Source organism: Thermomonas hydrothermalis (assembly GCF_900129205.1).
Taxonomy (GTDB): domain Bacteria; phylum Pseudomonadota; class Gammaproteobacteria; order Xanthomonadales; family Xanthomonadaceae; genus Thermomonas; species Thermomonas hydrothermalis.
The window spans coordinates 23189-47533 of the sequence record NZ_FQUK01000013.1; the positions used below are offsets into that span (position 1 = coordinate 23189).

Annotated in this window: 23 protein-coding genes; 14 read left to right on the forward strand and 9 right to left on the reverse strand. The window is 67.6% G+C overall.

Going from position 1 to position 24345, the window contains the following annotated elements; all coding sequences use genetic code 11:
* The first annotated feature begins 18 nt into the window (after positions 1 to 18).
* The 3 genes from BUA29_RS05190 to BUA29_RS05200 are packed head-to-tail and all read left to right on the forward strand — an operon-like array spanning position 19 to position 2489.
* Positions 19 to 1632 carry an ExeA family protein gene (locus BUA29_RS05190; protein WP_072755557.1) on the forward strand — a complete coding sequence of 538 codons (1614 nt, stop codon included), beginning with the start codon at positions 19 to 21 and terminating at the stop codon, positions 1630 to 1632.
* A 5-nt stretch (positions 1633 to 1637) separates the two neighbouring features.
* Positions 1638 to 2261, forward strand: a complete 624-nt coding sequence (locus BUA29_RS05195; protein WP_072755558.1) for a general secretion pathway protein GspB — start codon at positions 1638 to 1640, stop codon at positions 2259 to 2261.
* Between the two features lie 9 nt (positions 2262 to 2270).
* On the forward strand, positions 2271 to 2489 hold the full coding sequence (locus BUA29_RS05200; RefSeq protein ID WP_072755559.1) for an RNA-binding S4 domain-containing protein: 219 nt from the start codon (positions 2271 to 2273) through the stop codon (positions 2487 to 2489).
* 6 nt (positions 2490 to 2495) lie between these two features.
* Here BUA29_RS05200 and BUA29_RS05205 read toward each other — a convergent pair whose 3' ends face one another.
* Together BUA29_RS05205 and hutU are read right to left on the reverse strand one after the other, a co-directional pair.
* On the reverse strand, positions 2496 to 3608 hold the full coding sequence (locus tag BUA29_RS05205) for a COG3904 family protein (RefSeq protein ID WP_072755560.1): 1113 nt from the start codon (positions 3606 to 3608) through the stop codon (positions 2496 to 2498).
* A 172-nt stretch (positions 3609 to 3780) separates the two neighbouring features.
* Positions 3781 to 5448 carry a urocanate hydratase gene (gene hutU, locus BUA29_RS05210; RefSeq protein WP_072755561.1) on the reverse strand — a complete coding sequence of 556 codons (1668 nt, stop codon included), beginning with the start codon at positions 5446 to 5448 and terminating at the stop codon, positions 3781 to 3783.
* Positions 5449 to 5527: 79 nt separating this feature from the next.
* On the opposite strand from hutU, the gene BUA29_RS05215 reads away from it, so the two are divergent.
* Positions 5528 to 6793 (forward strand): alkaline phosphatase family protein, encoded by a 1266-nt coding sequence (locus BUA29_RS05215; RefSeq protein WP_072755562.1) that lies wholly within the window; start codon positions 5528 to 5530, stop codon positions 6791 to 6793.
* Between the two features lie 26 nt (positions 6794 to 6819).
* Here the strand turns inward: BUA29_RS05215 and hutG are convergent, their stop codons facing one another.
* A complete protein-coding gene (gene hutG / locus BUA29_RS05220) occupies positions 6820 to 7767 on the reverse strand; it encodes a formimidoylglutamase (protein WP_072755563.1) in 948 nt (315 codons plus the stop codon).
* A 105-nt stretch (positions 7768 to 7872) separates the two neighbouring features.
* Positions 7873 to 8322, reverse strand: a complete 450-nt coding sequence (locus tag BUA29_RS05225) for a hypothetical protein (RefSeq protein WP_143148814.1) — start codon at positions 8320 to 8322, stop codon at positions 7873 to 7875.
* A gap of 173 nt (positions 8323 to 8495) precedes the next feature.
* Here BUA29_RS05225 and BUA29_RS05230 point away from each other — a divergent pair, with 173 nt between their 5' ends.
* From BUA29_RS05230 to BUA29_RS05240, 3 genes are read left to right on the forward strand one after another with little or no spacing between them, the layout of a single operon-like run.
* The gene (locus BUA29_RS05230) at positions 8496 to 9815 is read left to right on the forward strand and encodes a chloride channel protein (protein WP_072755565.1); all 1320 of its coding nucleotides are present in this window, start codon (positions 8496 to 8498) and stop codon (positions 9813 to 9815) included.
* A gap of 5 nt (positions 9816 to 9820) precedes the next feature.
* A complete protein-coding gene (gene hutI, locus BUA29_RS05235; protein WP_072755588.1) occupies positions 9821 to 11068 on the forward strand; it encodes an imidazolonepropionase in 1248 nt (415 codons plus the stop codon).
* Complete coding sequence (locus BUA29_RS05240; protein ID WP_072755566.1) at positions 11059 to 12276, forward strand: dipeptidase; 1218 nt, start codon at positions 11059 to 11061, stop codon at positions 12274 to 12276. Before hutI ends, BUA29_RS05240 begins: the two co-directional genes overlap by 10 nt.
* A 59-nt stretch (positions 12277 to 12335) precedes the next feature.
* Here the strand turns inward: BUA29_RS05240 and BUA29_RS05245 are convergent, their stop codons facing one another.
* Together BUA29_RS05245 and BUA29_RS05250 are read right to left on the reverse strand one after the other, a co-directional pair.
* Positions 12336 to 12506: a 30S ribosomal protein THX gene (locus BUA29_RS05245; RefSeq protein WP_072755567.1), complete on the reverse strand. Its 171-nt coding sequence runs from the start codon at positions 12504 to 12506 to the stop codon at positions 12336 to 12338.
* Between the two features lie 58 nt (positions 12507 to 12564).
* On the reverse strand, positions 12565 to 12981 hold the full coding sequence (locus BUA29_RS05250; protein ID WP_072755568.1) for a MerC domain-containing protein: 417 nt from the start codon (positions 12979 to 12981) through the stop codon (positions 12565 to 12567).
* An 82-nt stretch (positions 12982 to 13063) separates the two neighbouring features.
* Here BUA29_RS05250 and BUA29_RS05255 point away from each other — a divergent pair, with 82 nt between their 5' ends.
* The gene (locus BUA29_RS05255) at positions 13064 to 15118 is read left to right on the forward strand and encodes a TonB-dependent receptor (RefSeq protein ID WP_143148815.1); all 2055 of its coding nucleotides are present in this window, start codon (positions 13064 to 13066) and stop codon (positions 15116 to 15118) included.
* Between the two features lie 41 nt (positions 15119 to 15159).
* On the opposite strand, the gene BUA29_RS05260 is transcribed toward BUA29_RS05255, so the two are convergent.
* Positions 15160 to 15654, reverse strand: a complete 495-nt coding sequence (locus BUA29_RS05260; protein ID WP_072755569.1) for a transcriptional repressor — start codon at positions 15652 to 15654, stop codon at positions 15160 to 15162.
* 3 nt (positions 15655 to 15657) lie between these two features.
* Positions 15658 to 17064, reverse strand: coding sequence for a glutamate--tRNA ligase (gene gltX / locus BUA29_RS05265; RefSeq protein WP_072755570.1), 1407 nt, complete (start codon positions 17062 to 17064; stop codon positions 15658 to 15660).
* Positions 17065 to 17135: 71 nt separating this feature from the next.
* On the opposite strand from gltX, the gene BUA29_RS05270 reads away from it, so the two are divergent.
* From BUA29_RS05270 to dusB, 6 genes are all read left to right on the forward strand, one after another.
* Positions 17136 to 17867, forward strand: a complete 732-nt coding sequence (locus tag BUA29_RS05270; RefSeq protein ID WP_072755571.1) for a UDP-2,3-diacylglucosamine diphosphatase — start codon at positions 17136 to 17138, stop codon at positions 17865 to 17867.
* 383 nt (positions 17868 to 18250) lie between these two features.
* Positions 18251 to 18820: a TMEM165/GDT1 family protein gene (locus BUA29_RS05275; protein WP_218587158.1), complete on the forward strand. Its 570-nt coding sequence runs from the start codon at positions 18251 to 18253 to the stop codon at positions 18818 to 18820.
* A gap of 63 nt (positions 18821 to 18883) precedes the next feature.
* Positions 18884 to 20008 carry a GGDEF domain-containing protein gene (locus BUA29_RS05280; protein ID WP_072755572.1) on the forward strand — a complete coding sequence of 375 codons (1125 nt, stop codon included), beginning with the start codon at positions 18884 to 18886 and terminating at the stop codon, positions 20006 to 20008.
* Between the two features lie 85 nt (positions 20009 to 20093).
* Positions 20094 to 21371 (forward strand): nucleoside permease, encoded by a 1278-nt coding sequence (locus tag BUA29_RS05285; protein ID WP_072755573.1) that lies wholly within the window; start codon positions 20094 to 20096, stop codon positions 21369 to 21371.
* A complete protein-coding gene (locus tag BUA29_RS05290) occupies positions 21371 to 22321 on the forward strand; it encodes a ribokinase (protein ID WP_072755574.1) in 951 nt (316 codons plus the stop codon). The genes BUA29_RS05285 and BUA29_RS05290 overlap by 1 nt, the downstream gene beginning before the upstream one ends.
* Before the next feature lie 11 nt (positions 22322 to 22332).
* Positions 22333 to 23331, forward strand: coding sequence for a tRNA dihydrouridine synthase DusB (dusB, locus tag BUA29_RS05295; protein WP_072755575.1), 999 nt, complete (start codon positions 22333 to 22335; stop codon positions 23329 to 23331).
* On the opposite strand, the gene BUA29_RS05300 is transcribed toward dusB, so the two are convergent.
* Positions 23277 to 24341 carry a metal-dependent hydrolase gene (locus BUA29_RS05300; RefSeq protein ID WP_072755576.1) on the reverse strand — a complete coding sequence of 355 codons (1065 nt, stop codon included), beginning with the start codon at positions 24339 to 24341 and terminating at the stop codon, positions 23277 to 23279. The genes dusB and BUA29_RS05300 overlap by 55 nt on opposite strands.
* Between the last annotated feature and the right edge of the window lie 4 nt (positions 24342 to 24345).

Genomic DNA, 24345 nt, shown 5'->3' on the forward strand with positions numbered 1-24345 from the left:
TCGTGGCAGGCTAGACACATGTATCTGGGGTATTACGGCCTGACCGAGCCGCCGTTTTCAATCACGCCCGACCCGCGCTTCGTGCACTTGAGCGAGCGCCATCGGGACGCGCTGGCGCACCTGTTGTTCGGGATCGAACAGGGCGGCGGCGGCGGGTTCGTCCAGCTCACCGGCGAAGTCGGCACCGGCAAGACCACACTCAGCCGCCTGCTGCTGGAGCGCCTGCCGGCGCACGTGCGGGTGGCGCTGGTGCTCAATCCGCGGCAAACCCCGGTGGAACTGCTGGAAACCATCTGCGAGGAGCTGCGCATCGACCTGGATGGCCGGCGCGGCAGCATCAAGGCGCTGGTGGACGCGCTCAATGCCCATCTGCTGCAGGCCTATGCCGAGGGGCTGCGGGTGGTGGTGCTGATCGACGAGGCGCAGAACCTGCCGATCGACACCCTGGAGCAGGTGCGCCTGCTCACCAATCTGGAAACCGACACCCAGAAGCTGCTGCAGATCGTGCTGCTGGGCCAACCGGAACTGCGCACGCTGCTGGCGCGCCCGGAGCTGCGCCAGCTGGCGCAGCGCATCACCGCACGCTATCACCTGCTGCCGCTGGATCTGGCCGAGACCGAGGCCTACCTGCGCCACCGCTGGCGGGTCGCTGGTGGCACCCGCTTTCCGTTCGATGCCGGCGCCGTGCGCATGCTGTACGCCCGCGCCGGAGGCGTGCCGCGCCTGCTCAACGTGATCGCCGAGCGTGCGCTGCTGGCCGGCTACGCCCGCGATGCGCTGGTGATCGATGCCCGCCTCGTCGCCCTGGCCGCCGACGAAGTGTTGCCTGCCGCACCGTCGCAGCGGCTGTGGCGGCCGGGCCGGCGTCTGCTGCCGCTGACACTGGCAGGCGTGCTGGCGCTTGCCGGACTGCTGGCCTGGCGGATAGTGCCGACCGCCTCCTTACCGCCTGCCACGGCAGCGGCCACTGTTGCCGCCCCGGCCACTGCAAACAGCACAACCGCCCCGGTCATTCGTCCGGATGCCGCCGGTCTGTCGGCACGGCTGGCCTCGGCGGCGGCGTCACCGGTTCCGGCCTGGCAGGCACTACTGGCCCGCTGGGGATTGCCGGGACAGGCCATCACGGTGGCCCCGGACGGCCCCTGCACGCCCACCGGTACCCCGGCCGATGTGCATTGCCTGCATGGCCGCGCCCCGCTCGAAGCCCTGCTGGCGGCCGACCGGCCGCTGCTGCTGCGCCTGCATGACGCTTCGCACACCACCTGGGCAGTGTTGCTGGGTGCCGACGCACGCCGGGTGCGCCTGCAACTGGGTGACGCCGTCCTCGACCTCGACCGCACCCTGCTGCACGCCCATTGGGACGGCGACTATGCCGGGCTCTGGCGTGGCCCCGCATGGCTGGAGCCGCCCCCGTCGCCAGGCAGCCGCGGCCCGGCCGTGGACTGGCTATGGCTCAAGCTGCAACCGCAGTCTGCACAGCCTGGGCTGCCGTATGACGCCCGCCTGCGCGCTGCGGTACGGGCGTTTCAGACGGCATATGGACTGCCGGCCGATGGCCTGGCCGGACCACTGACCTTGATGGCGCTGTCCGCGGGCCTGCCCGGCCCGCACCTGCTGCGCACCCTGGAGTGAGTGCCATGTCGCTGATCCTGGAAGCCCTGCGCAAATCCGAGGCCGAACGCCGCCGCGACCGTGCCCCGGAACTGACCCTGGAGTTACCGCCCCTGCCCCCCCGGCGCAAACCCGCCCTGCCATGGGCGTCTGGCTGGCCGACTGCAGCCGCACTGGTGCTGACCCTCGCGCTGCTGGCGGTGCTGGGGTGGCGCTACCGGACACCCCCATCACCCCACACCCCACTGCCAGCCAACCCGCCCGCGCCCGTCGTCACTGCGATGGCGCCCGAATCGGCTCCGCGCGTGCTGGCCCCTGCCATTCCGGCCCCCCCCACCCCGACACGTCCGCCTGCCGCCGCCACTGCAGATCGGCCACGCCCCACGCCGCCGGTGTCGCCAACGGTTCCCGCCCCGCCGCCCCCGGCTGCCAGCCCCGCCGAGATACCCGATCTGGCCAGCACCGGCCTGCCGCCGGTGCGCATGAGCATGCACGTCTGGGATGCCGACCCGGCGCGCCGGTTCGTCATTCTCGACGGCCAACGGATGGGCGAGGGCGACCGCAACGGCACGCTGCAAGTGGTGGAAATCCGGCGTGACGGCGTGATCCTGCAACGCGACGGCCAACGCGTCCGTCTACCCCTCCCCTGAGTGCCGCCAATGCCCAAGATCGATTTCGACCTCGACCGCGACTTCATCGAACTCAACCAGCTGCTCAAACTGACCGGCCTGTGCGGCTCCGGCGGTGCCGGCAAACAGCTGGTGGCCAGCGGTGTGGTGCGGGTGGACGGCGCGGTGGAACTGCGCAAGACCGCCAAGATCCGGGCCGGCCAGACCGTACAGGTCGGAGACGTGACGATTCGGGTCCGAGGCGGCTAGCCGGCCTTACTGCGGTGCCGGCCCACCTTCGGCGGTGGCGGCGGCAGGCGCGGCCGACGTTTCCGCTGGCATTGCGCCGGGCGCGCCGTCTGGTGGCAACGGCGCGGGAATGGCCAGCACCGCCCCGTCCAGCTCGGACATCGGGCTGTCGATCGGGCATTTCGGGTCGGGGAAGCCATACCGCTCGCGCAACGCCAGACCGCAGGCATTGATCTCGGCCACATCGGCATGTGCGGCATCACTCGACTGCATGCACTGCTGCTCGTACGCACGCCGGAAGGCATCGCGGCGGCGCAGGAACTCGACCCCACAGCTGCGCGCCAGGCGGATGCGATCAAGATCATCTTCCACCGCATTGGGGCCGGACAGACCAAACTGCTCCAACTCCTGCTCGGTGAGGATGCGCAGCTTGCGGTTGGGCACCGTGGTCATCAGGTCATAGACCTCAATGGAGGCGCCGTTACGCTCCAGATAGTTGCGCAGATCCTCGCTCACCTGCCGCAGCTGCTCGCCCAGCTCGCGCCGTGACCTGGCCGTGGAAGACAGCTGAATCATCCGGTGGATGCCCACTTTGCCCGCGATCACCCGCATGTCGCCCGCTGCCAGCACCAGTACACAGGCGCTGTAACAGACCGAATCCGCCCGCACCCAGATGGTCCAGTCGTTCTCACCGATGGCATCCCCGGCACGCATCGCCGCTTCCACGCTACCGCCGCTGGAGTCGATGTCGAGAATGCGCTTGCCGATCCCCAGATCCGCCGCCACCTTGCCGGCGCGTTCGGCCAGCGCTGCAAAACTTTGCGTGATCTTGCCCGAATAGCGCAGCCGGATCAGACCCGTGGCCCGGCAATCCTGCATGGTCTTGCGCAGGTCCAGATAGGCCAGCGACAGCACCGGCCGGCCATCACCGGTACGGTAATCGGGGCTGCAGTCGATCGACGCATCCCCGGCTTCCAGCCGCACATCGGGCGACCAGTCGATCTCCGCCTGCGGTTTGCGCTGCACCCGCGGCGGCGGGGGTTGCAGTTGCACCTGCGTCGGTGCGGCCGGCGGCGCAGGTGCACGCTCGCAGGCGGCAAGCAGAAGGCACAGCAGGCACGACCAAACACCCAGGCGCATTGCAGGGCTCACGCAAAAAGAGGGATGCCAGTTTATTGGGTGTGCTTCACCGCGCCCACTCTCTGCCAAGGCGACATCTGGAATATGTTCATGCCTGACCTGCCCGCACCGAAGGGCAGGCCTGTCTGGCTTGACCGCTTCCCGCGCAACACGTGGGCAATGGATTTGCAGGTCAGCCCAGCATCGGCAGCTTGAGGCCCTGCTCGCGCGCGCACTGCTGCGCGATCTCGTAACCGGCGTCGGCATGGCGCATCACGCCGGTGCCGGGGTCGTTCCACAGCACCCGGGCAATGCGTCGATCGGCCGCGTCCGTGCCATCGCAGACGATGACCACACCGCTGTGCTGCGAGTAGCCCATGCCAACGCCGCCGCCGTGGTGCAGGCTGACCCAGGTGGCGCCACCGGCAACGTTGAGCATGGCGTTGAGCAGCGGCCAGTCCGACACGGCATCGCTGCCGTCGCGCATGGCTTCGGTCTCGCGGTTGGGCGAGGCCACGCTGCCCGAATCCAGATGGTCGCGGCCGATCACCACCGGTGCCTTCAGCTCGCCCTTGCGCACCATCTCGTTGAACGCCAGCCCCAGCCGGTGGCGCTGCCCCAGCCCCACCCAGCAGATGCGGGCCGGCAGGCCCTGGAAGCTGATCCGTTCGCGCGCCATGTCCAGCCAGCGGTGCAGGTGCGGGTCATCCGGGATCAGTTCCTTCACCTTGGCGTCGGTCTTGTAGATGTCCTCCGGATCGCCACTCAGCGCCACCCAGCGGAACGGGCCGATGCCGCGACAGAACAGCGGGCGCACATAGGCAGGCACAAAGCCCGGGAAGGCGAACGCATCCTGGCAGCCCGCGTCGAACGCCATCTGGCGGATGTTGTTGCCGTAGTCGAACACCGGCACGCCCATGCGTTTGAACGCCAGCATCGCCTCCACATGCACGCGCATCGACTGCTTGGCGGCGTCGCGCACGCGTTCCGGATTGGCCTGCTGTTCGGCCTCCCACTGTTCCACGCTCCAGCCGATCGGCAGGTAACCATGCACCGGGTCGTGGGCGCTGGTCTGGTCGGTGACCGCATCCGGGCGCACGCCACGCCGCACCAGTTCCGGCAGGATTTCCGCCGCATTGCCAAGCAGCGCGATCGACTTCGCCTCACCCGCCGCGGTGTATTTCTCGATGCGGGCCAGCGCGTCGTCGAGGTCACGCGCCTGCTCATCGACATAGCGGGTGCGCAGGCGGAAATCGATGCGACGTTGCTGGCACTCGATGGTCAGGCTGCAGGCACCCGCCAATGATGCCGCCAGCGGCTGCGCGCCGCCCATGCCGCCCAGGCCGGCGGTGAGGATCCATTTGCCGGTGAGATCACCGCCGTAGTGCTGGCGGCCCATCTCCACGAACGTCTCATAGGTGCCCTGCACGATGCCCTGGCTGCCGATGTAGATCCAACTGCCGGCCGTCATCTGGCCGTACATCATCAGGCCCTTCCTATCGAGCTCGTTGAAGTGCTCCCAGGTGGCCCAATGCGGCACCAGGTTGGAGTTGGCGATCAGCACCCGCGGCGCATCGGGATGGGTCGGAAACACACCCACCGGCTTGCCGGACTGCACCAGCAGCGTCTCGTCATCGCCCAGCGTTTTCAGGGTTTCGAGGATCTTGTCGAAGCAGTCCCAGTCGCGCGCAGCGCGACCGATTCCGCCGTACACCACCAGATCCTCCGGGCGCTCGGCGACCTCGGGGTCGAGGTTGTTCTGCAACATGCGGAACGGCGCTTCGGTCAGCCACGAACGGCAGGTCAGGGTGTTGCCACGTGGGGCGCGAATACGGCGAGTGGGATCGTGTCGACGGGACATGGCAGGCTCCAGCAATGCAGGCGGCGATTATCGCATCCGCTGTCATCCCAGCGCCCCGAGACTTGGCTAAGATCGGCGGATGCGCCTGCGCCCATCCTTCCTGCTACCTGCGCTGCTGGCACTTGCCGGCTGCGCCACCCCACCGCCCCCCGCCGCCACCACCACCGCCGCCAGCGCGGCCATCCCGGCCACCGCCCCGCGCGCGCCGCTGCTGCTGATCTCGATCGACGGCCTGCGTCCGGACGACCTGGCCGCGGCCCCAACCCTGCAAAGGCTCGCCGCCGATGGCGTGCGGGCGCAGTGGATGACACCGTCCTACCCCTCGCTGACATTCCCCAACCACTACACCCTGGTGACCGGGCTGCGCCCCGACCATCACGGCATCGTCCACAACACCATGCAGGACCCGGTGCTGGGGGCGTTTTCACTCAATCGCCGCGACGCCGTTGGCGACGGCCGCTGGTGGCAGGAAGGCGAACCGATCTGGGTGAGCGCGCACAAGGCCGGCCTGCGTACCGCCACCATGTTCTGGCCTGGCAGCGAAGCAGCGATTGCAGGGGTCCGACCGGACGAATGGCACCCGTTCGACGCCACGCGTTCCGCCCAACGCCGCGTGGACACCGTGCTGGGCTGGCTGGATCGCCCGCCGGCGCAGCGTCCTGCCTTCATGACCCTGTATTTCGACCAGGTCGATCATGCCGAGCACGACGCCGGCCCCGGCAGCCCACCTGCGCGCGCGGCAGTGGCCGAGGTGGATGCCGCGCTGGCCGCACTGCTGACCGGGTTACGCCAGCGCGGGCTGGACCAGGCGATCAACCTGGTGATCGTCTCCGATCACGGCATGGCCGCAGTCCCCGCCGGACAACAGATCGCCGTGGAGACGATGGTGCCGGCGACGCTGGCACAGGCGGTGACCACCGGTCAGGTGGTCGGCTTCCGCCCGCTACCGGGCCAGGAAGCCGCGGCAGAAGCGCGCCTGCTCGGCCGCCACGACCACTACAGCTGCTGGCGCAAGGACGCATTGCCCGAGCGTTGGCACTACGGCCACCATCCGCGCATCCCGCCGATCATCTGCCAGATGGACGAAGGCTGGGACGCGGTGGGCGGCGGCTGGAAGGGCCGCGCCGGCACCGGGACGCGCGGCTCGCACGGCTATGATCCGGCACTGCCATCGATGCGCGCGGTGTTCATCGCCCACGGCCCGGCCTTCCGCGCCGGCACCGTGCTGCCACCGTTCGACAACGTCGATGTGTATCCCCTGCTGGCGCACCTGCTGGGGATCCCGGCAGCCCCCAACGACGGCAGCCTGGCGCCGCTGCTGCCGGCCCTGCGCACAGCCCCCTGATCCATCCGGCCGGTCTTGCCGGACAGTCAGCCGCCCCGCGCCTGCCAGGCCGCGGCGGTGACACGGTGGATCAGGCGCGCAGCCACCCGTGCGGTGGCCTGGTCGCGATCCAGCGGCGGCGCCAGTTCGGCCACGTCCAGCAGCTTCAACTTGCCGGTGGCGGCGATCTCGTCCAGCAGCGGTTCCAGCACCTCCAGCGGCACCCCGCGTGCCGCCGGCGCGCTCACACCGGGCGCCATCGCGTGCGGCAGCGCATCCAGATCGATGGTGAGATAGACCACGTCCACGTCGGCCAGCCGCATGCGCAGATCGACGATATGGCGGGCCAGGTTCAGCAGATTCAAACGATCGTCACGCACATAGTGCACGCCCAGCGCATCGGCGGTGTCGAACAGCATCCGCGTGTTGGCCGAGGCACTGATCCCCCAGACCAGATAGTCCAGCGTCAGCCCGTGACTGCGTGCATGTTCGATCGCCTGCAAAAACGGGGTGCCGGAGCTGGCGCGGTCTTGCTGGCGCAAATCGAAATGCGCGTCGATGTTGACGATGGCCACGCGCGGTCGGCGCGTGCCGAGGTGTTTTACCAGCCCCAGATAACTGGCGTAGGCGATTTCGTGACCACCGCCCAGCCCCACCGGCAGATGGCCGGCATCCAGCAAGCCGGCCATGACCTCGGCATAACGCGCCTGCGCACCCTCGAGGTCGCCGTCGACACAGGCAATCGTGCCGGCGTCATACAGCAGCGCCTCGTCCAGCTTGGGCAGATTGGACAGCATCCTGCGCAGCGCCAGCGGCCCCTCCGCCGCACCCACCCGGCCATGGTTGCGGCGCACGCCTTCATCGCAGGCAAAGCCCAGCACTGCCACCCCGGGCGGACTGCCTGGCTGCAGCGCCTGCACGCACTGGTGCCAGCGCCGCGTAGCCGGCACATCCGGCAGATCGATGCGCCCACTCCAGCCGTCCGGTGTGCTCATGCGCGCCTCCCTGCAGTGAGTGTCTGAGCGATGGCCATGCCGTCGTGGCCCGTGCGTGAACTGCCGTGATTGTACGCGCGCCCGTCACCCTGACCGAAGGCGTTTTCAGCCGTCCGTGGCGTCGTCGGCGAGGGCGGCATCGACTGCCGCCTGGAACCGCTGGCGACGGGCGACGGGATCGGCTTCGGCCCGGATCGCGTCCTGCACGTCCTGCGGCAGCAGCCCGAAGAACATGTTGCGGGTGATCTCGTCGTCGTCGAAGTACGGGGCCGGCACGCCCTGGGCCGCACGGGCCTGGGTGCGGGCCGCCTTGGCCCGGAGTTCGTCCGCCTCGTCGGCAGGCAGGCCGAGGTAGCGGATACCGCCGATCTTGGTGCCCTGACGGGTGAACGCCGCGCCCGCCGCGAGTTCGTCGTCGGCCTGAAGCTGCTCCCACAGCAGGTTGATGGCATACGCCGCCGCCTTGTTCTGGCTGACGCCGAAGTAGTCGGCCAGGTCTTTCAGACGCTGGTGGGTCGTCTCGAAGCGGGACGGGGTATCGGCGAAACGCAGCATGGTACCAGTCATAATGCATTCATTTAGTATTTTGATATCGCTATGTTATCACTCAAACCTGCGATGTCAAACCGAAATCAGCCCCTTGTCACCGGGCGGTTTGGTTTCGTTCAGGACAATGGCAGAGCGATGGGCATGAGGATCCGCCCAAATCGTCATGCGACAATCCGGGCATGACGCCGCCAGCAGATGACGAAACCGGTCTTGGCCTCCTGCTCTCCACCCAGCTCTGGAAGCGCCGGCTGGCGCTGTGGGGTGGCGCGGTGCTGGTGGCATTGGCGGCCATCCTGTTCGCACGGGCGGCAGATTTGGCGTTTTCGCTATTCCGGAAGGTGCTGCAGCGTTCGCCGGGATGGACATTGATCCTGACGCCCGCGACCTTCGCCGTGGTGGCCTGGTGCACCCGGCATGGGCTGGAAGCCACCCGCGGCAGCGGCATTCCGCAAGTGATCGCCGGCCTGGAGATGCCCCCCGCGCTGCGGCAGAAACACCTGTCACTGAAGGTCGCCGTCGCCAAACTGGTACTGACCGTCATCGGCATGCTGGGCGGCGCCTCGATCGGCCGTGAAGGCCCCACCGTACACGTCGGCGCCGGCTTGATGCAGGCATTCGGCCGTTGGCTGGGGTTTTCCAGCGAACAGCAAGTGCAACGCTTTCTGCTGGCGGGTGGTGCGGCCGGCCTTGCGGCCGCCTTCAACACGCCACTGGCCGGCGTGGTGTTTGCGATCGAGGAGTTGAGCGGTACCTATGAGCACCGCTTTTCCGGCACGCTGCTGACCGCAGTGATTGTGGGTGGCGTGGTGTCGCTGGCACTGCTGGGCAACTACACCTATTTCGGCACCGTGCACGCGCAACTGTCGCTCTCCAGCGCCTGGCTGGCAGTGCCGCTGTGCGGAATCCTGTGCGGCCTGGCCGGCGGCCTGTTCAGCCGCCTGATCCTGGTGGTGACCGCAGACAGTCCACCTTGGCTGGCGCGTCTGCGGCAGACACATCCGGTCATGCTGGCGACGGTCTGCGGGGTGTTGCTGGCCGGGCTTGGCCTAGAGTTTGGTGATGGCGCATTCGGCACCGGCTACGAACAGGCGCGCGGACTGGTGCAGGGCCAGGCGCTGGTCGGTCATGCGTTCAGCGTGGTGAAGTTCATCGCCAACCTGGTGTCCTACGCCGCAGCCATTCCCGGTGGCCTGTTCTCGCCAGCCCTGGCGGTCGGCGCCGGCTTCGGCTACAACCTGTCTGCCTTGCTGCCACATGTGCCAGTGCCGAGTCTGGTGCTGCTGGGTATGTGCGGCTATCTGGCCGGTGTGACCCAGGCACCCCTGACCTCGGCGGTGATCGCGATGGAAATGACCGACAACCAGGACATGTTGCTGCCGATCCTGACCACCGTGCTGCTGGCACGTACCGCCTCGGCGCTGATCTGCCGCCAACCCCTCTACAAGGCGCTGGCGCAGCGGCTGCTCACGCACCCCCCGCATCAGGACGGCAGACCGTGACCGCCGTGGCGCCGCCCTATGATGGCCTGCTGCTGGGCGCTCACCTGGCGACTCTGGACGATGCCCGGCCCGGCGGCCACGTGGTCGAAGACGGCGCGCTGGCCTGGAAAGACGGTCGGCTGAGCTATGTCGGCCCGCGTGCCGATCTGCCCGGCGCACCGGACACGCTGGCACGCGAGGTGATCACGACGCGCGGCTGGGTCACCCCGGGCCTGATCGACTGCCACACCCATCTGGTGTTTGCCGGCAACCGCGCCCACGAGTTCGACATGCGCCTCAACGGCGCCAGCTATGAGGACATCGCCCGCGCCGGCGGCGGCATCCGCGCCAGCGTGGCGGCGGTGCGGCACGTGGATGAGGACACCCTGCTGCAGCAGTCGCTGCCACGTGCACGCGCATTGCTGCAGGACGGCGTGACCACGCTCGAGATCAAATCCGGTTACGGGCTGGACTTCGCCAACGAACGCAAGCTGTTGCGGGTGGCGCGCCAGATCGGCGCCCAGTTGGGCATCACCGTCCGCACCACGTACCTGGCCGCGCACGCCCTGCCCCCCGAGTTCCGCGGCAATGCCGATGGCTACATCGACGCAGTGATCGACTGGCTGCCGCGCCTGCACGCAGAAGGGCTGGTGGATGCGGTGGATGCGTTCTGCGAGCGCATCGCCTTCTCGCCCGCGCAGACACGGCGCGTGTTCGACGCCGCGCGCGCGCTGGGCGTGCCGGTGAAGCTGCACGCCGACCAGCTCAGCGACCTCGGCGGCGCGGCGCTGGTGGCCGAGTACGACGGCCTGTCCGCCGATCATGTGGAATACACCGGCGAGGCCGGCGTACGTGCGATGGCCGCCCACGGTACGGTGGCCGTCCTGCTGCCCGGCGCCTTCCACGTGCTGCGTGAAACCAAGCTGCCGCCCATCGCGCTGCTGCGCGAGCACGGTGTGCCGATGGCGGTGGCCACCGACTGCAACCCCGGCACTTCGCCGCTGCTGTCGCTGCGCCAGGCGATGCAGCTGGCCTGCACGCATTTCCGGCTGACCCCGTACGAGGCGCTGGTCGGTGCCACCCGGCATGCTGCCCAGGCCCTCGGATTGCATGACCGCGGGATGCTGCGAGAAGGTCTGCGCGCCGATCTCGTGGTCTGGGACATCGACCACCCCGCCGAACTGTGCTACTGGATGGGCGGCACATTCGTTCGCCGCCTCTGGATCGCCGGTCGCCCCGTTCCCCTCACCCAGGAGTCCGCCGCATGCGTCTGACACTGCTTGCCTTCGGCCTGCTCACCCTCGCCACCGCCGCCCCGGCACAGGACCTCGACGCCGCCCGCCGACTGGCCCAGCAGGCGATCATCGTGGACACCCATATCGACGCCCCCGGCGCCTTGCGCAAACGCTGGGCCGATCTCGGCGAAGAACAGCCAGACCGCGAGTTCGACTACGCCAAGGCCCGGCGCGGCGGGCTGGACGTGGCGTTCATGTCGATCTACACCTCGGCCGCGCAGGACGCCGACGGCAGCGCCTGGCAGGTGGCGCACCAGATGCTCGACAGCGTCGAGGCGCTGGCCCAGCGCCACCCCGACCGCTTCGCCCTGCTCACCTCACCCAAGGACGTCGAACGGCTGCGCCAGGGCGGCCGCGTGCTGCTGGCCATGGGCATGGAAAATGGCGCGCCCCTCGGCGACGACATTGCCAATGTGCAGCGCTTCTACGACCGCGGCGTGCGCTACATCACCCTGGCCCACAGCGCCGCCAACCGGTTGGCCGATTCGTCCTATGCCGCCGAAAAACCCTGGAACGGCTTAAGCCCGTTCGGCAAACAGGTGGTGGCGGAGATGAACCGGCTGGGGATGATGGTGGACGTCTCACACCTGGCGGATGCATCGGCATGGGAGGCCATCCGACTCAGCAAGGCACCGGTGATCGCCAGCCATTCCGCCTTCCGGCATTTCACCCCGGGCTTTGAGCGCAACATCAGCGACGCGCTTGCCCTGGCGATCGCCAAGACAGGCGGCGTGGTGCAGATCCCGTTCGGCACCGCCTTCATCAGCCCGGAAGCGGCCGCCGACATGCAGGCCCGTTACCGTGCCCGCCAGGCCTTCAACCAGCACAATGCAAACCTGCGGGCCCAGGGCCTACCGGTGCTGGATGAGGCCGCCTTCGAACGCGACTGGGCCCCGCAGCATCCGCCCCGCACCAGCACGCTGGCGCAGGTGCTCGACCAGATCGACTACGGGGTGAAGCTGCTCGGGATCGACCATGTCGGCATCGGCTCGGATTTCGACGGTGTCGATGGCGAGCTGGCTGACGGCCTGCGCAGCGTGGCCGATTACCCCAACCTGGTGGCCGGGCTGCAGGCGCGTGGCTACAGCGAGGCCGACATCCGCAAACTGCTCGGCGGCAATCTGCTGCGGGTGTGGGCGGCGGTCGAAGCCGCCGCCGACCCGGCCCGGGCCTCGTCCGGGCAATAAAAACAAAACGCCCCGCACGAGACGGGGCGTCGGGTTGCCGGTGCCGGCCGCGGCTACGCTCAGGCCGCGGTCTTCTTGACGGCCTTCTTCACCGCCGTTTTGGTGGCGGTCTTCTTGGCCGCCGGCGCCACGACGGTGCCGGCCGACTTCTTCACGGTCTTCGGCCGCGCATTGCCGTAGCTGGCATTGAAGCGCTTGCCCTTGGCGGTCTTGCGGTCGCCCTTGCCCATGGTGATGCTCCTGGTTCGTTGAAAGTGGGGTCGCGCGGCGCGCGCGAAGTGCGCAAGTTTAGCATGCGTCGCCGGTGCACGTCCGGCAGGCGGCCTGATCATGATGCAGGCGCAGGTTGACCCAATGCGACAGGCCGACCAGGGTGCCCCCCGTGGTCATCAGCACGGCATGCGGCAGCAGGGCGTGATGCAGGGCTGGCACCAGCACCCCCAGCCACAATGCGGCCAAGCCCGGCACCAGCAAGGCCAGCGCGCGCAGGGCGCGGTGATGGCGATAGCTCCAGCTCAACACGGCCAGGCCGTACACGCTGGCAAACAGCACGAACCCGGTCTCGACCCCGTCACCCAGCCACAACGCCAGCCCCAGCGATGGCAGCACGGCGATCGCCAGCGGCAGCAGGGCGCAGTGGATCGCGCATAGCAGCGAGCCGGCGGTGCCGATACGGTCCAACAGATCGCGCGGAAGGGGTGGCATGACGATTGGCAGGGGTTCCCGAATGCCTATTTCGATACAGTATAACATATCAATCCCCCCCCCCCACGCCGTTGTTATCCCGATGCCCCGACTGTCTCTGCTTACGCTCGCCCTGCTCGCCGCCCTGCCCCTGCATGCCCAACCGGCCACCGACGCACCGGCCACATCGGCACCGCAAACCGCCGGCACTCCGCCCGCCAGCGACCCGCGCCATTCCGCCACCACCAAAGACGCGCATGTAAAAGACCTGGCCGGGGTGGTGGTCACTGCCTCTGCCCTGCAGGACACCGCAGACAGCCTCAGCAAACCCGTCGAGGTCTTAAGTGGCGCGCGGCTGGATGAAAACCGTGCGGCCACGCTGGGCGAAACCGTCGCCAGCCTTCCCGGCGTGCAAAGCTCCAACTTCGGGCCCGGCGTGGGCCGGCCGATCATCCGCGGCCTGGATGGCCCCCGCGTGGCGGTGCTGAGCGGTGGCCTGTCCAGCCAGGACGTCTCCACCGTCAGCCAGGACCATGCCCCCGCCATTGAGCCCTTCCTGGCCGACCAGATCGAAGTGCTGAAAGGCCCGTCCACCCTGCTGTACGGCAACGGCGCGATCGGTGGCGTGGTCAATATGGTGGACGGCCGCATTCCCGAATACGCCATTGAAAATGGCTTCAGCGGCCGCGCCGAAACCCGTTTCTTCGGTGGCGACCAGGGCGGCAATACCACCATGGCCCGCGTCGATGGCGGCAGTGACCGCTTCGCCCTGCATGCCGATGCGGTATATCGCCACGCCCCCGATTACGACACCCCGGATGGGCGCCAGCGCAATTCCTTTATCGACACCCGCAGCGGTGCAGTCGGCGGCTCGCTGCTGGGCGACTGGGGCTTTGTGGGCCTTTCCGCATCTCGTTTCAAAGACGAGTACGGCAACCCGGGTGAACCGGGCGATCCCGCCCTGGGCGAGCGCGGCGTCTATCTGAAAATGCGCCAGGATCATTACGAGGCCAAGGGCGCGCTGCGCGACCTGTGGGGCGAAGGCAACGGCCTGCGCTTCTCGTTCGGCCACACCGGCTACACCCATACCGAGTTCGAAAACGACCAGCCCGGCACCACCTTCCGCAAAAACGCCAATGAAGGCCGGCTGCAAGCCAGCTTCGGCAACGCGCAGGGCTGGCAGGGCGCGCTCGGCATGCAGGCCTCAAGCAGCACGTTCGTGGCCATCGGCGAAGAAGCCTTCGTGCCCACCACCAGCACCCGCGCTTACGGCCTGTTCGGTGTCACCCGACGCAGCTGGGATGGGTTCCAGCTGGATCTCGGCGCGCGGGTGGACAAGGTCAAGTCGTCACCGGCAGATGGCGACAGCCGCAGTTTCAGCCCGGTCAGCCTGTCACTGGCGGGCGGCTGGAAGTTGAACGCGCAATGGCGCCTTACCGCCACCCTCGACCATGCCGAACGCGCACCGGTGGAGGAAGAGCTGTTCTCGAATGGGCCGCATATCGCCACGCTGGCCTATGAGATCGGCAATCCCAACCTGCGCAAGGAAGCGGCCAACCAGCTCGAACTGGGTCTGCACTATCAGTCCGAGCGGATCGAGGGCTCGCTATCGGCCTACGACAACCGGTTCAAACACTTCATTTACCTGACCGATACCGGCAACACGTGGCACTGGGAAGAAGGCGACCAGGACCTGCCCGTGCGGCAATGGGCGCAGGCGGACGCCCGGTTCCGCGGCCTGGAGGCTGAGCTGATTGCCCATCTTGCCCGCACCGATCACGGCGACTGGGATCTGCGCGTGTTTGGCGATCGGGTCCGGGCGACGCTCAGCCAGGGTGGCGGCAACCTGCCGCGCATTCCACCCGCCCGACTGGGCGCCCAGCTGCGCTGGGAACATGACGGCTGGCGTGCGGCGCTAGGGGCCACGCGCACCAGCCGCCAGGACAAGGTGGCGGTCAACGAAACGCCTACCGCAGGCTTCACCCTGGTCGATGCCCACCTGAGCCGGCACTTCGATACCGGTGCACTGAGCTGGGAGCTGTTTGCCGATGGCCGCAACCTGACCAACCAGGTGGCGCGTGTACACACCTCGTTCCTGAAAGATGAAGTGATGCTGCCGGGCCGCAGCGTCGGATTTGGCGTGCGGGTGTTCTTCTGAGGGAACGCCAACACGGGACGCGCTCGGACGCTTCCCCGCGCTTAGCCGGCCTGTGCGCAGCGCGCGCACAGGCCGTGCACTTCCAGCGTCTGTGCCTGCGGCGCAAAGCCCAGTGCCCGCGCCGCCGCGTCCAGCGTCGCGACGATGCTGGCGTCTTCCAGCTCAATCGCAGAATGGCAGCGGTCGCAAATTAAAAACGGCACCGAGTGCTGGGCCGCGTTCGGGTGGTGGCAGGCCACGAACGCGTTGATCGATTCCAGCTTGTGGATGAAGCCGTTGGCCAGCAGAAAATCCAGCGCACGATAGACCGTGGGCGGCGCCACGCTGCCGCCCGCATCCTCGGCACGAAACCGCTCCAGCAGGTCGTAGGCCTTGACCGGCTGACCGGCCTGCGCAATCAGGCGCAACACCCGCGCACGCGGCGGGGTCAGGCGTAGGCCGCGCTCGCCACAGGCCCGCTCCACCGCCGCCACAAACCCGCGCGCGTCATGCACGTGATGGTGCGGATCGGTGCAGGCGTGCGGCGGTTTGTTCATGACTCAGCCACCAGCCGGAATCCGCGTCTGCGCCGCTGCGATCCGCGCCAGCGCCTCTTCTCGACCGCACAAATAGACGGTCCAGCCAATGTCCGGGCTGACCTGGGTGCCGGTGATCGCCACCCGCAACGGCTGGGCGATCTTGCCCATGCCAATCCCCAAGGTGGTGGCCAGCGTCTTGAGCGCCTCGGTAATCGCCTCCGGCGTCCACGTCGGCAGTGCCGCCAGTACCGCCTGCGCCTGCGCCAGCACCGGCCCGGCTTCGGGCTTGAAGTGCTTGGCGACCGCGTCGGCGTCGTAGTGCGTCAGCGGCTGATACCAGACCGCCGCCTTCTCCGCCATTTCCTTCAGGGTCTGCACGCGCTCGCGCAGCGCCAGCACCAGATCCCTGGGGGCCGGCCCCCGCTCCAGGTCATAGCCGGCCTGCTGCAGATGCCAGCGCAGATGCTCGGCCACGGCGTCCGGATCGTCGGACTTCAGGTACTGCTGGTTGAGCCAGCCCAGCTTGGCCGGATCCATGCGCGAGGCCTTGGCATTGACGTCCTTGAGGTCGAACAGGCGGATCATTTCCTCGATCGAAAAGATCTCCTGATCGCCATGCGACCAGCCCAGCCGGACCAGGTAGTTGAGCAGGGCGTGCGGCAAGTAGCCCATCTCGCGGTACTGTATGACATCGGCCGCACCGGTGCGCTTGGACAGCTTGGCGCCGTGCTCGTCGAGGATCATCGGCAGATGCGCAAACACCGGCACCGGCGCGCCCAGCGCCTGGTAGATGTTGATCTGGCGCGGGGTGTTGTTGACATGGTCATCGCCGCGCACGACATGGGTGATGCCCATATCGATATCGTCCACCACCACCGCAAAGTTGTAGGTGGGGTAGCCATCGCTGCGGAAGATCACCAGGTCATCGAGTTCATCATTGGCGATCTCGATGCGCCCTTTCACCGCATCCTCCCACGCCACCACCCCAGTAAGCGGATTCTTGAACCGGATCACGCGGTTGGGATCATCGCGCCAGGGCAGACCAGCATCACGTGCGGCGCCGTTGTAGCGCGGCTTTTCACCCCGGGCGATGGCCGCCTCGCGCATCGCCTCCAGCTCTTCCTTGCTCTCGTAGGCGTAATAGGCATGACCGGCAGCGACCAGCTGCTCGGCCACCGCGCGATAGCGTTCGAGGCGCTGGGTCTGGTAGATCGGGCCTTCGTCGTACTCAAGCCCCAACCAGTCCATGGCCTGCAGGATTGCGTCGATCGCCGCTTGGGTGCTGCGTTCGCGGTCGGTGTCTTCGATCCGCAGCACGAACTGGCCGCCATAGCGGCGCGCATACAGCCAGCAGTACAGGGCCGTGCGGGCACCACCGATATGCAGGTAGCCGGTGGGGGACGGAGCGAAACGGGTACGAACAGTCATGCAGGCATGGACGATGGACAAACCATGGATTTTAGCCCAGCCCGCGCCGGGCCGGCCTTACAATCCCGGCAATGGCGACCCTGTTCATATCCGACCTGCATCTGGACGCGGCCCGGCCGGAGATCACCGCGCTGTTTGCCCGCTTTCTCGAAGGCCCGGCACGCCAGGCCGATGCGCTGTACATCCTGGGCGACCTGTTCGAAGCCTGGGTTGGCGACGATGATCCCTCTGACCCTGGGGCGCTGGTCGCCAGACACCTGCGCGCACTCACCGACGCCGGCGTCCCGGTGGCATTCATCCGCGGCAACCGCGACTTTCTGCTTGGAGCGGACTATGCCGCCCGCTGCGGCATGACCTTATTGCACGACCCGACCGTGGTGGATCTGTACGGCACACCGACCCTGCTGCTGCATGGCGACCTGCTCTGCACCGCTGATACCGCCTACCAGCAATTCCGCGCCCAGACCCGGGATCCGCGCTGGCAGGCACAGTTTCTGGCGCAGCCACTGGCTGCACGGCTGGCGTTTGCGCAGCAGGCACGCGCCGCAAGCCAGGCCCGCCATGGCGAACTGCAGGCACAGGGCATGGCAGAAACCATCGGTGATGTGACCCCGGCCACCGTGCAGGACTGGTTCAAACGCTTCGGTGTGCCGCGCATGATCCACGGCCATACCCACCGCCCGGCCATTCACGACGAAGGCAACGGCCGCACCCGCATCGTGCTGGGTGACTGGTACACCCAAGGCTCACTGCTGTCAGTCAGCGCCCAGGATGTCTCGCTGACAACACTCGACAACTGCTGATTGAATCTGCTCTTTGCGCAGATGCGGGCGAGATGGATTGGCCCGCCCCGTTTGGGACGATTTGAACAACGCCATCCTGGCGTTGTCAGCCTGCGGCCAGCCATCGCCGACGGAACTCTCCGACGTGCCCAATCCAACCGCGCCGGCTATCTGCCCCAGGATGCGGTGTGGTCTAATAGCCACCCTCTTCCTCCGGGGAGTAGCCCGCCGCGGGATCCACCTGCGGCCCGCACGTCAACATGCTTGGCCGCAACGCCATGGCGTGCGATGCCGTCCACCGGGACGGCACGGGCAAGACCGAAGGCGATGCCGCGCACCCGGCCGGGCGCCGTGGCATTTGCCTTCGCGTCCTTCGCGAATGCGCCCGGCCCGGAGCTTTGTTCATGCTGGACGCCTTACTCGTTTCCACCGGCACGGTGGCCCTCGCCGAAATCGGGGACAAGACACAACTGCTGGCGCTGCTGTTGACCGCCCGCTTCCGCCGCCCGCTGCCGATCGTGGCCGGAATTCTCGTTGCCACGCTGCTCAATCACGCCCTGGCCGGCGGCCTCGGGGCACTGGCAGCGCACTGGCTGACACCGCAGGTGCTGCGCTGGGTCGTCGCCGTCAGTTTCATCGGGATCGCCCTGTGGACGCTCAAGCCCGATTCCCTCGACGACAGCGAAGCCCTGCCGGCCCACAGCGCCTTCATCGCCACCACGCTTGCGTTTTTTGTTGCCGAAATCGGCGACAAGACCCAAGTGGCCACGATCCTGCTGGCGGCCAAGTATTCGCCGCTGTGGCAGGTGGTCGCAGGGACGACCGTCGGGATGTTGCTGGCCAACGTGCCGGTGGTCTTGCTCGGCCACCGTTTTGCCGACCGCCTGCCGCTGAAAGCGGCACGGATCACCGCCGCGCTGGTCTTCCTGGCACTGGGGCTATGGGCGCTGCTGGCCGCTCCCGTCCAGTCATGACGTTTGCTCTGCAACAATCGCTGACAGGCCGATGACGGCCGGGCAGAGAGGGCTGGGATTGGTATGATCGGAGCGGAGTTCTGGCAACGCCTGCGCACCCCGCCGGATACGCTGATGCTGGAAATCGGCGCCGGCGGCGAACTGCTGGTGGCCAAGCTGCGTGCGCTGTTGTCGCTGGTGCTGCTGGGACTTCCGCTGCTCAACATCCTGACCGGGGAATACTCACCTGCGGAAGGAACTGCCGGCTTGCTGGGTGCGTTGCTGGCCATCGCGTTCTCCCAGCTCTGGCTGTGGTTGGCGCGCCCACCACGACGGCTGCGCTGGCTGCCATGGCTGACCACCGCCTACGACATCACCCTGACCACCCTGGTGCTGGGGCTGCTGCTGCGGGATTCACCGGCCGCCGGGCTCAACAGCATGGTGGTCTGGGCGTTCTACCTGTTTGCGATTCTGATGACCGCGCTGCGCAATGACGGCCGCTTGACCCTGTTTGCCGGGGGCCTGGCGATCCTGCAATACGGAACGCTGGCGGCGCTGGTGTTCGCCCTGGTGGACTCACCCGAACGGCTGACGTCGATCGACTACGGCACCGCCCGGCTATCCACGGTCCTGCAGCGGGAACTGCTGCTGGCCATTGCCACTGCCATCACCGCCACCGTGGTGTTCCGCATGCAACGGCTGGTGGAGCTGTCCGGCAACGACGGCCTGACCGGGCTTCCCAACCGCACCCTGCTGGTGCACCGGTTCCCAAGCCTGACCGACGGCGCCCGCACGAGTGGCTGCTCACTGTCGCTCTGCCTGCTGGATCTGGATGGCTTCCACCGGGTCAATGACGAGGCCGGCCGCGCCGCCGGGGATCGTGCACTGCGGCACGTGGTGCAGATCCTGCAACAGGGACTGGAGCCACACGACTGGCTGGTCCGGCTGGCTGGGGAAGAGTTCGTGCTGGTCATGCCTGTGCCGGCCGGCCGCGCCTGGGAGCGGATGGATGCCTTGCGGCGGGAACTGGCCGCATCCCCCTTCCGGCCCGCCTCGGATGCCGCTCCGATCCGGCTGACCTTCAGCGCCGGGATTGCCTGCTGGCCGCATGACGGCCCCGATCTCTCCCAGCTATTGCGGCGTGCCGACCTGCGCCTGCGTCAGGCCAAGCTGGAAGGCCGCAACCGGGTGGTGGCACGGGAGCGGTGACCGCCGCCGTCTTGCCGAGTCCAGCTGCGCTGACTACCCTGCGCCGGCAGGCGCCATCCGGGCGCCATCGGCTGTGGGAGCTCCCGTGAACCTGAAACTGCGCCTGACCATCATGAATTTCCTCCAGTTCTTCATCTGGGGGGCCTGGCTGATCACCATCGGCCGCTACTGGTTCGAAAACCGAGGCTGGTCAGGCACCAGTTTCGGCGCGATCTTCTCGACCATGGGCATCTCGGCCTTGTTCATGCCGTCGCTGATGGGCATCGTGGCCGACCGCTGGATCAACGCCGAACGGCTGTACGGCGTCCTGCACATCCTGGGAGCGGTCTTGCTCTGCCTGCTGCCTCAGGCCGCCGATCCCAACCAGTTTTTCTGGCTGATCCTGGCCACCATGCTCTGCTACATGCCCACCATCTCGCTGGCGATCACGGTGGCCTACAACGCACTCAAGCAGAACGGGCTGGATGTGATCCGCGATTACCCACCGATCCGGGTGTGGGGCACGATCGGCTTCATCGCCGCGCTGTGGACGACCAGCCTGCTGGGGCTGGAAAAATCGCCCGGCCAGTTCTATGTCGCCGCCGGCGCGGCACTGGTGCTGGGCCTGTACGCCTTCACCCTGCCGCCGGCACCACCGCGCCTGGGCACTGACACGCATCGCTCGCTGCTGGATGCCCTGGGTCTGACCTCGTTCCGGCTGCTGCTGGACCGGAATATGGCGGTGTTCTTCATCTTCGCCATGCTGTTGGGGGCCGCCCTGCAACTGACCAATGCCTATGGCGGCACCTTCCTGGGCGAGTTCGAGAAAGACCCGGCCTATGCCGATGCGCTGGCGGTCAGGTATCCGGCCATCATCATGTCGATTTCGCAGATCAGCGAAACCCTGTTCATCCTCACCATCCCGTTCTTCCTCAAGCGCTTCGGCATCAAGACGGTGATGACGATCAGCATGATCGCCTGGTTCCTGCGCTTTGGGCTGTTTGCCTATGGCAACCCCGGCAGCGGTCTGTGGATGATCATCCTGTCCTGCATCGTGTATGGCATGGCGTTCGATTTCTTCAACATCTCCGGGTCACTGTTCGTGGAGCAGCAGGCGGATCCGAAGATCCGCGCCAGCGCGCAGGGCCTGTTCATGCTGATGACCAACGGCATCGGCGCCGTGCTGGGCAGTGCGATCAGCGGCTGGATGATCGACCGGTTCTTCACCGACGCCAGCGGCGCCAAGGACTGGCACGGCATCTGGACCACGTTTGCGCTGTATTCGCTGGCGATGGCGGTCACGTTCGTACCGCTGTTCAAACATCGCCATGACCCGCACAAAGTCGTCCCGGTGCATGGCGCCACCGATGTGGGGCAACCTTGATGGCACACGTCGCGGTCGTCGGGTCGTTCAATCTCGACCACGTCTGGCGCGTGGCCACGCTGCCACCGCCCGGCGCCACCCTGGCCGGCGACTACGCCTGCGGGCCTGGCGGCAAGGGCTTCAACCAGGCCGTGGCCGCCCGTCGTGCCGGCGCCATGGTGCGGTTCGTCTGTGCGCTCGGCGCGGATGCCGCGGCACAGCAGGCGCATGCCCTGTGCGACGACGAAGGCATTGATCTGCGCGCCTGCACCACGCAGGCCCCCACCGGTACCGCCGGCATCTTCGTCGATGGCGAAGGCCGCAACTGCATCGTCATCGGCCCTGGCGCCAACGCGGCATTGACGCCTGACTTCGTCGCCGAAGCGCTGCACGGCCTGACGCAAGGCGACGTGCTGGTGGCCCAACTGGAGTCGCCGTTGCCTGCGGTGGCGCACGCATTGGCCTGCGCGCGCGCCGCCGGTGCCACCACCCTGCTCAATCCGGCGCCGGCCAATGTGGCCATCGACGCCACCCTGCTCGACCAGGCCGATCTGCTGACCCCCAACGAAACCGAGTTCGCCGCGCTGCTGGCCCGCCATGTCGGCGAACGCATCGCCGCCGATCATGTGGCCACGCTCGACCAGGGCCGGCTGCACGCCCTGTGCCGGGCCCTGGCCCCGCAGGCGACGGTGGTGGTCACCCTGGGGGCCAGCGGCTGCTTCGTTTCTCACCCGGAATCGGCCCTGCGCGGTGATCGTCACGCCTGTTATCGGGTGCCCGCCGAACCAGCGCAGGCGGTGGACACCACCGGCGCAGGCGATGCCTTCAGCGGTGCCCTGGCCGCCGCTTTGGCCTTATGCCCCGCCCAGCCGTTTGAGGAGCATGTTCGGTTTGCCGGGCGCTATGCGGCCCGTTCGACCGAACATCCCGGCGCCGCGCTGGCCATGCCGCGCCTGGTCGTTGGCGGCTAAACAGCATTGCCATGCAGATCGGCCGCTATCGGATCGACCCGCCGGTGATCCTCGCGCCGATGGCCGGCGTCACCGACAAACCGTTCCGCCTGCTCTGCAAACGGCTGGGTGCGGGGCTTGCGGTCTCGGAAATGACCATCTCCGACTCACGCTTCTGGAACACCGCCAAATCCCGGCATCGGATGGATCATGACGGCGAGCCGGAACCGATCAGCGTGCAAATCGCCGGCACCGAGCCGGAACGGATGGCCGAGGCGGCACGCTACAACGTCGCGCACGGCGCACAGATCATCGACATCAACATGGGCTGCCCGGCCAAGAAAGTCTGCAACGTCTGGGCCGGCAGCGCGCTGATGCGCGACCCGGTGCGGGTGGCGCGCATCCTCGAGGCGGTGGTGAAGGCGGTGGACGTGCCGGTGACGCTGAAAATCCGAACCGGCTGGGACGCCCAGCATCGCAATGCGCTGGAAATCGCCCGCATTGCCGAACACTCAGGCATCGCCGCGCTGGCCATCCACGGCCGCACCCGCGACCAGATGTACACCGGCCAGGCCGAGTACGACACCATCGCCGCCGTCAAGGCGATGCTGAAAATCCCGGTGATCGCCAATGGCGACATCGACTCTCCGCAAAAAGCACATGCGGTGCTTCAAGCCACCGGCTGCGATGCGGTGATGATCGGGCGCGCTGCGCAGGGACGGCCATGGCTGCTTGGGCAGATCGCCCACTACCTGGCCACTGGCATCCTGCAGCCGGCCCCCTCATCTGCCGAGGTGGGCCGGATTTTGCTGGAGCACCTGCAGGCGTTGTATGCCTTTTATGGCGAAGAGGCGGGTGTGCGCATCGCTCGCAAGCATCTGGGCTGGTATGCCAAGGACCAGCCGGAGAACGCGGCATTCCGCGCCGTGGTCAACCGCGCACAGACCGCGGAGGAGCAGCAGCGACTGACCCGCGACTACTTCGCTGCGCTGGCGGCGGGCGTGTCGCCGGAACTGCCGGACGCGGCCTGATCGCTCGCTGGCGCTCGCCAGATCCGCTCCCACACCTCCGGCAGACGGCGGGTCGCCTGCCACGGATACCGCAGCTGCTCGGGTGGCGTCAGCGGCCGCCACTGCCCGCCCTCGCGCCGTGCAACCGCGAAATTGAAGGTGTAGTCAGGCTCCAACCCCATGCGCAGGTCAGACAGCACCAGCAGATCATCGCGGATCTGCGCCTTCATGAAACCGTGATTGAACCAGGCCAGACGCTGCACCACCGGCCATCCGGCAACCGCGCGCAGGGCCTGCGTGTCCGAGTGATAGGCCGTGAAATGCATCGGACCACGATCAGCGACCAGCGAACGCTCACCGGTGACGAACCCGGTCGGCGTCATCGCAGTGACCTGCCACAGCAGCGTGGTGAATGGCATCGGCACCGAGAAGCGCGGCGCATCCGCCAGCCCGAGTGTTGCCAGCGAGCGGGCCGCCGCACGCTCCACCGCGAACTTCGCCGCCAACGACCAGCCCAGATAGCCCACGCCCAGCATCATGCCGGTCAGCAATGCGCGCTTCGCCAGCGGCCTGTCGCGCGCCACCCACGCGACTGCAAACGCCAGCAGCCACGGCAGCGTGAACAACGGATCGACGATGAACAACGAGCCCCACATCAGGGGCCGCACCGGCAGCGGCCACAGCAACTGCGTGCCGTAGATGGTGAAGCTGTCCAGCAGCGGATGTGCCATCAGACACGCAAAGATCGCCCACCACCAGCGCCTCGGTGCTTGCTCCACCCGACCGCCACGTCGTCGCAAGAACGCCCAGATCGCCCAGGCCACCAGCGGCAGCACCAGCCAGGAATGGGTGGCTGCGCGGTGGCAGGTCATGCGCACCACCGGATCGTCACTGAGCAGCAGCGGCAGCACGTCCAGATCCGGCAACGTGTTCAACGCCATGCCCGCCAGCAATGCGGCGCGGCGATCCTGTCGGGGCGCGATGGCGGCGGCGATCACGCCGCCGTAGAACAGATGGGTCACGGAGTCCATGCGT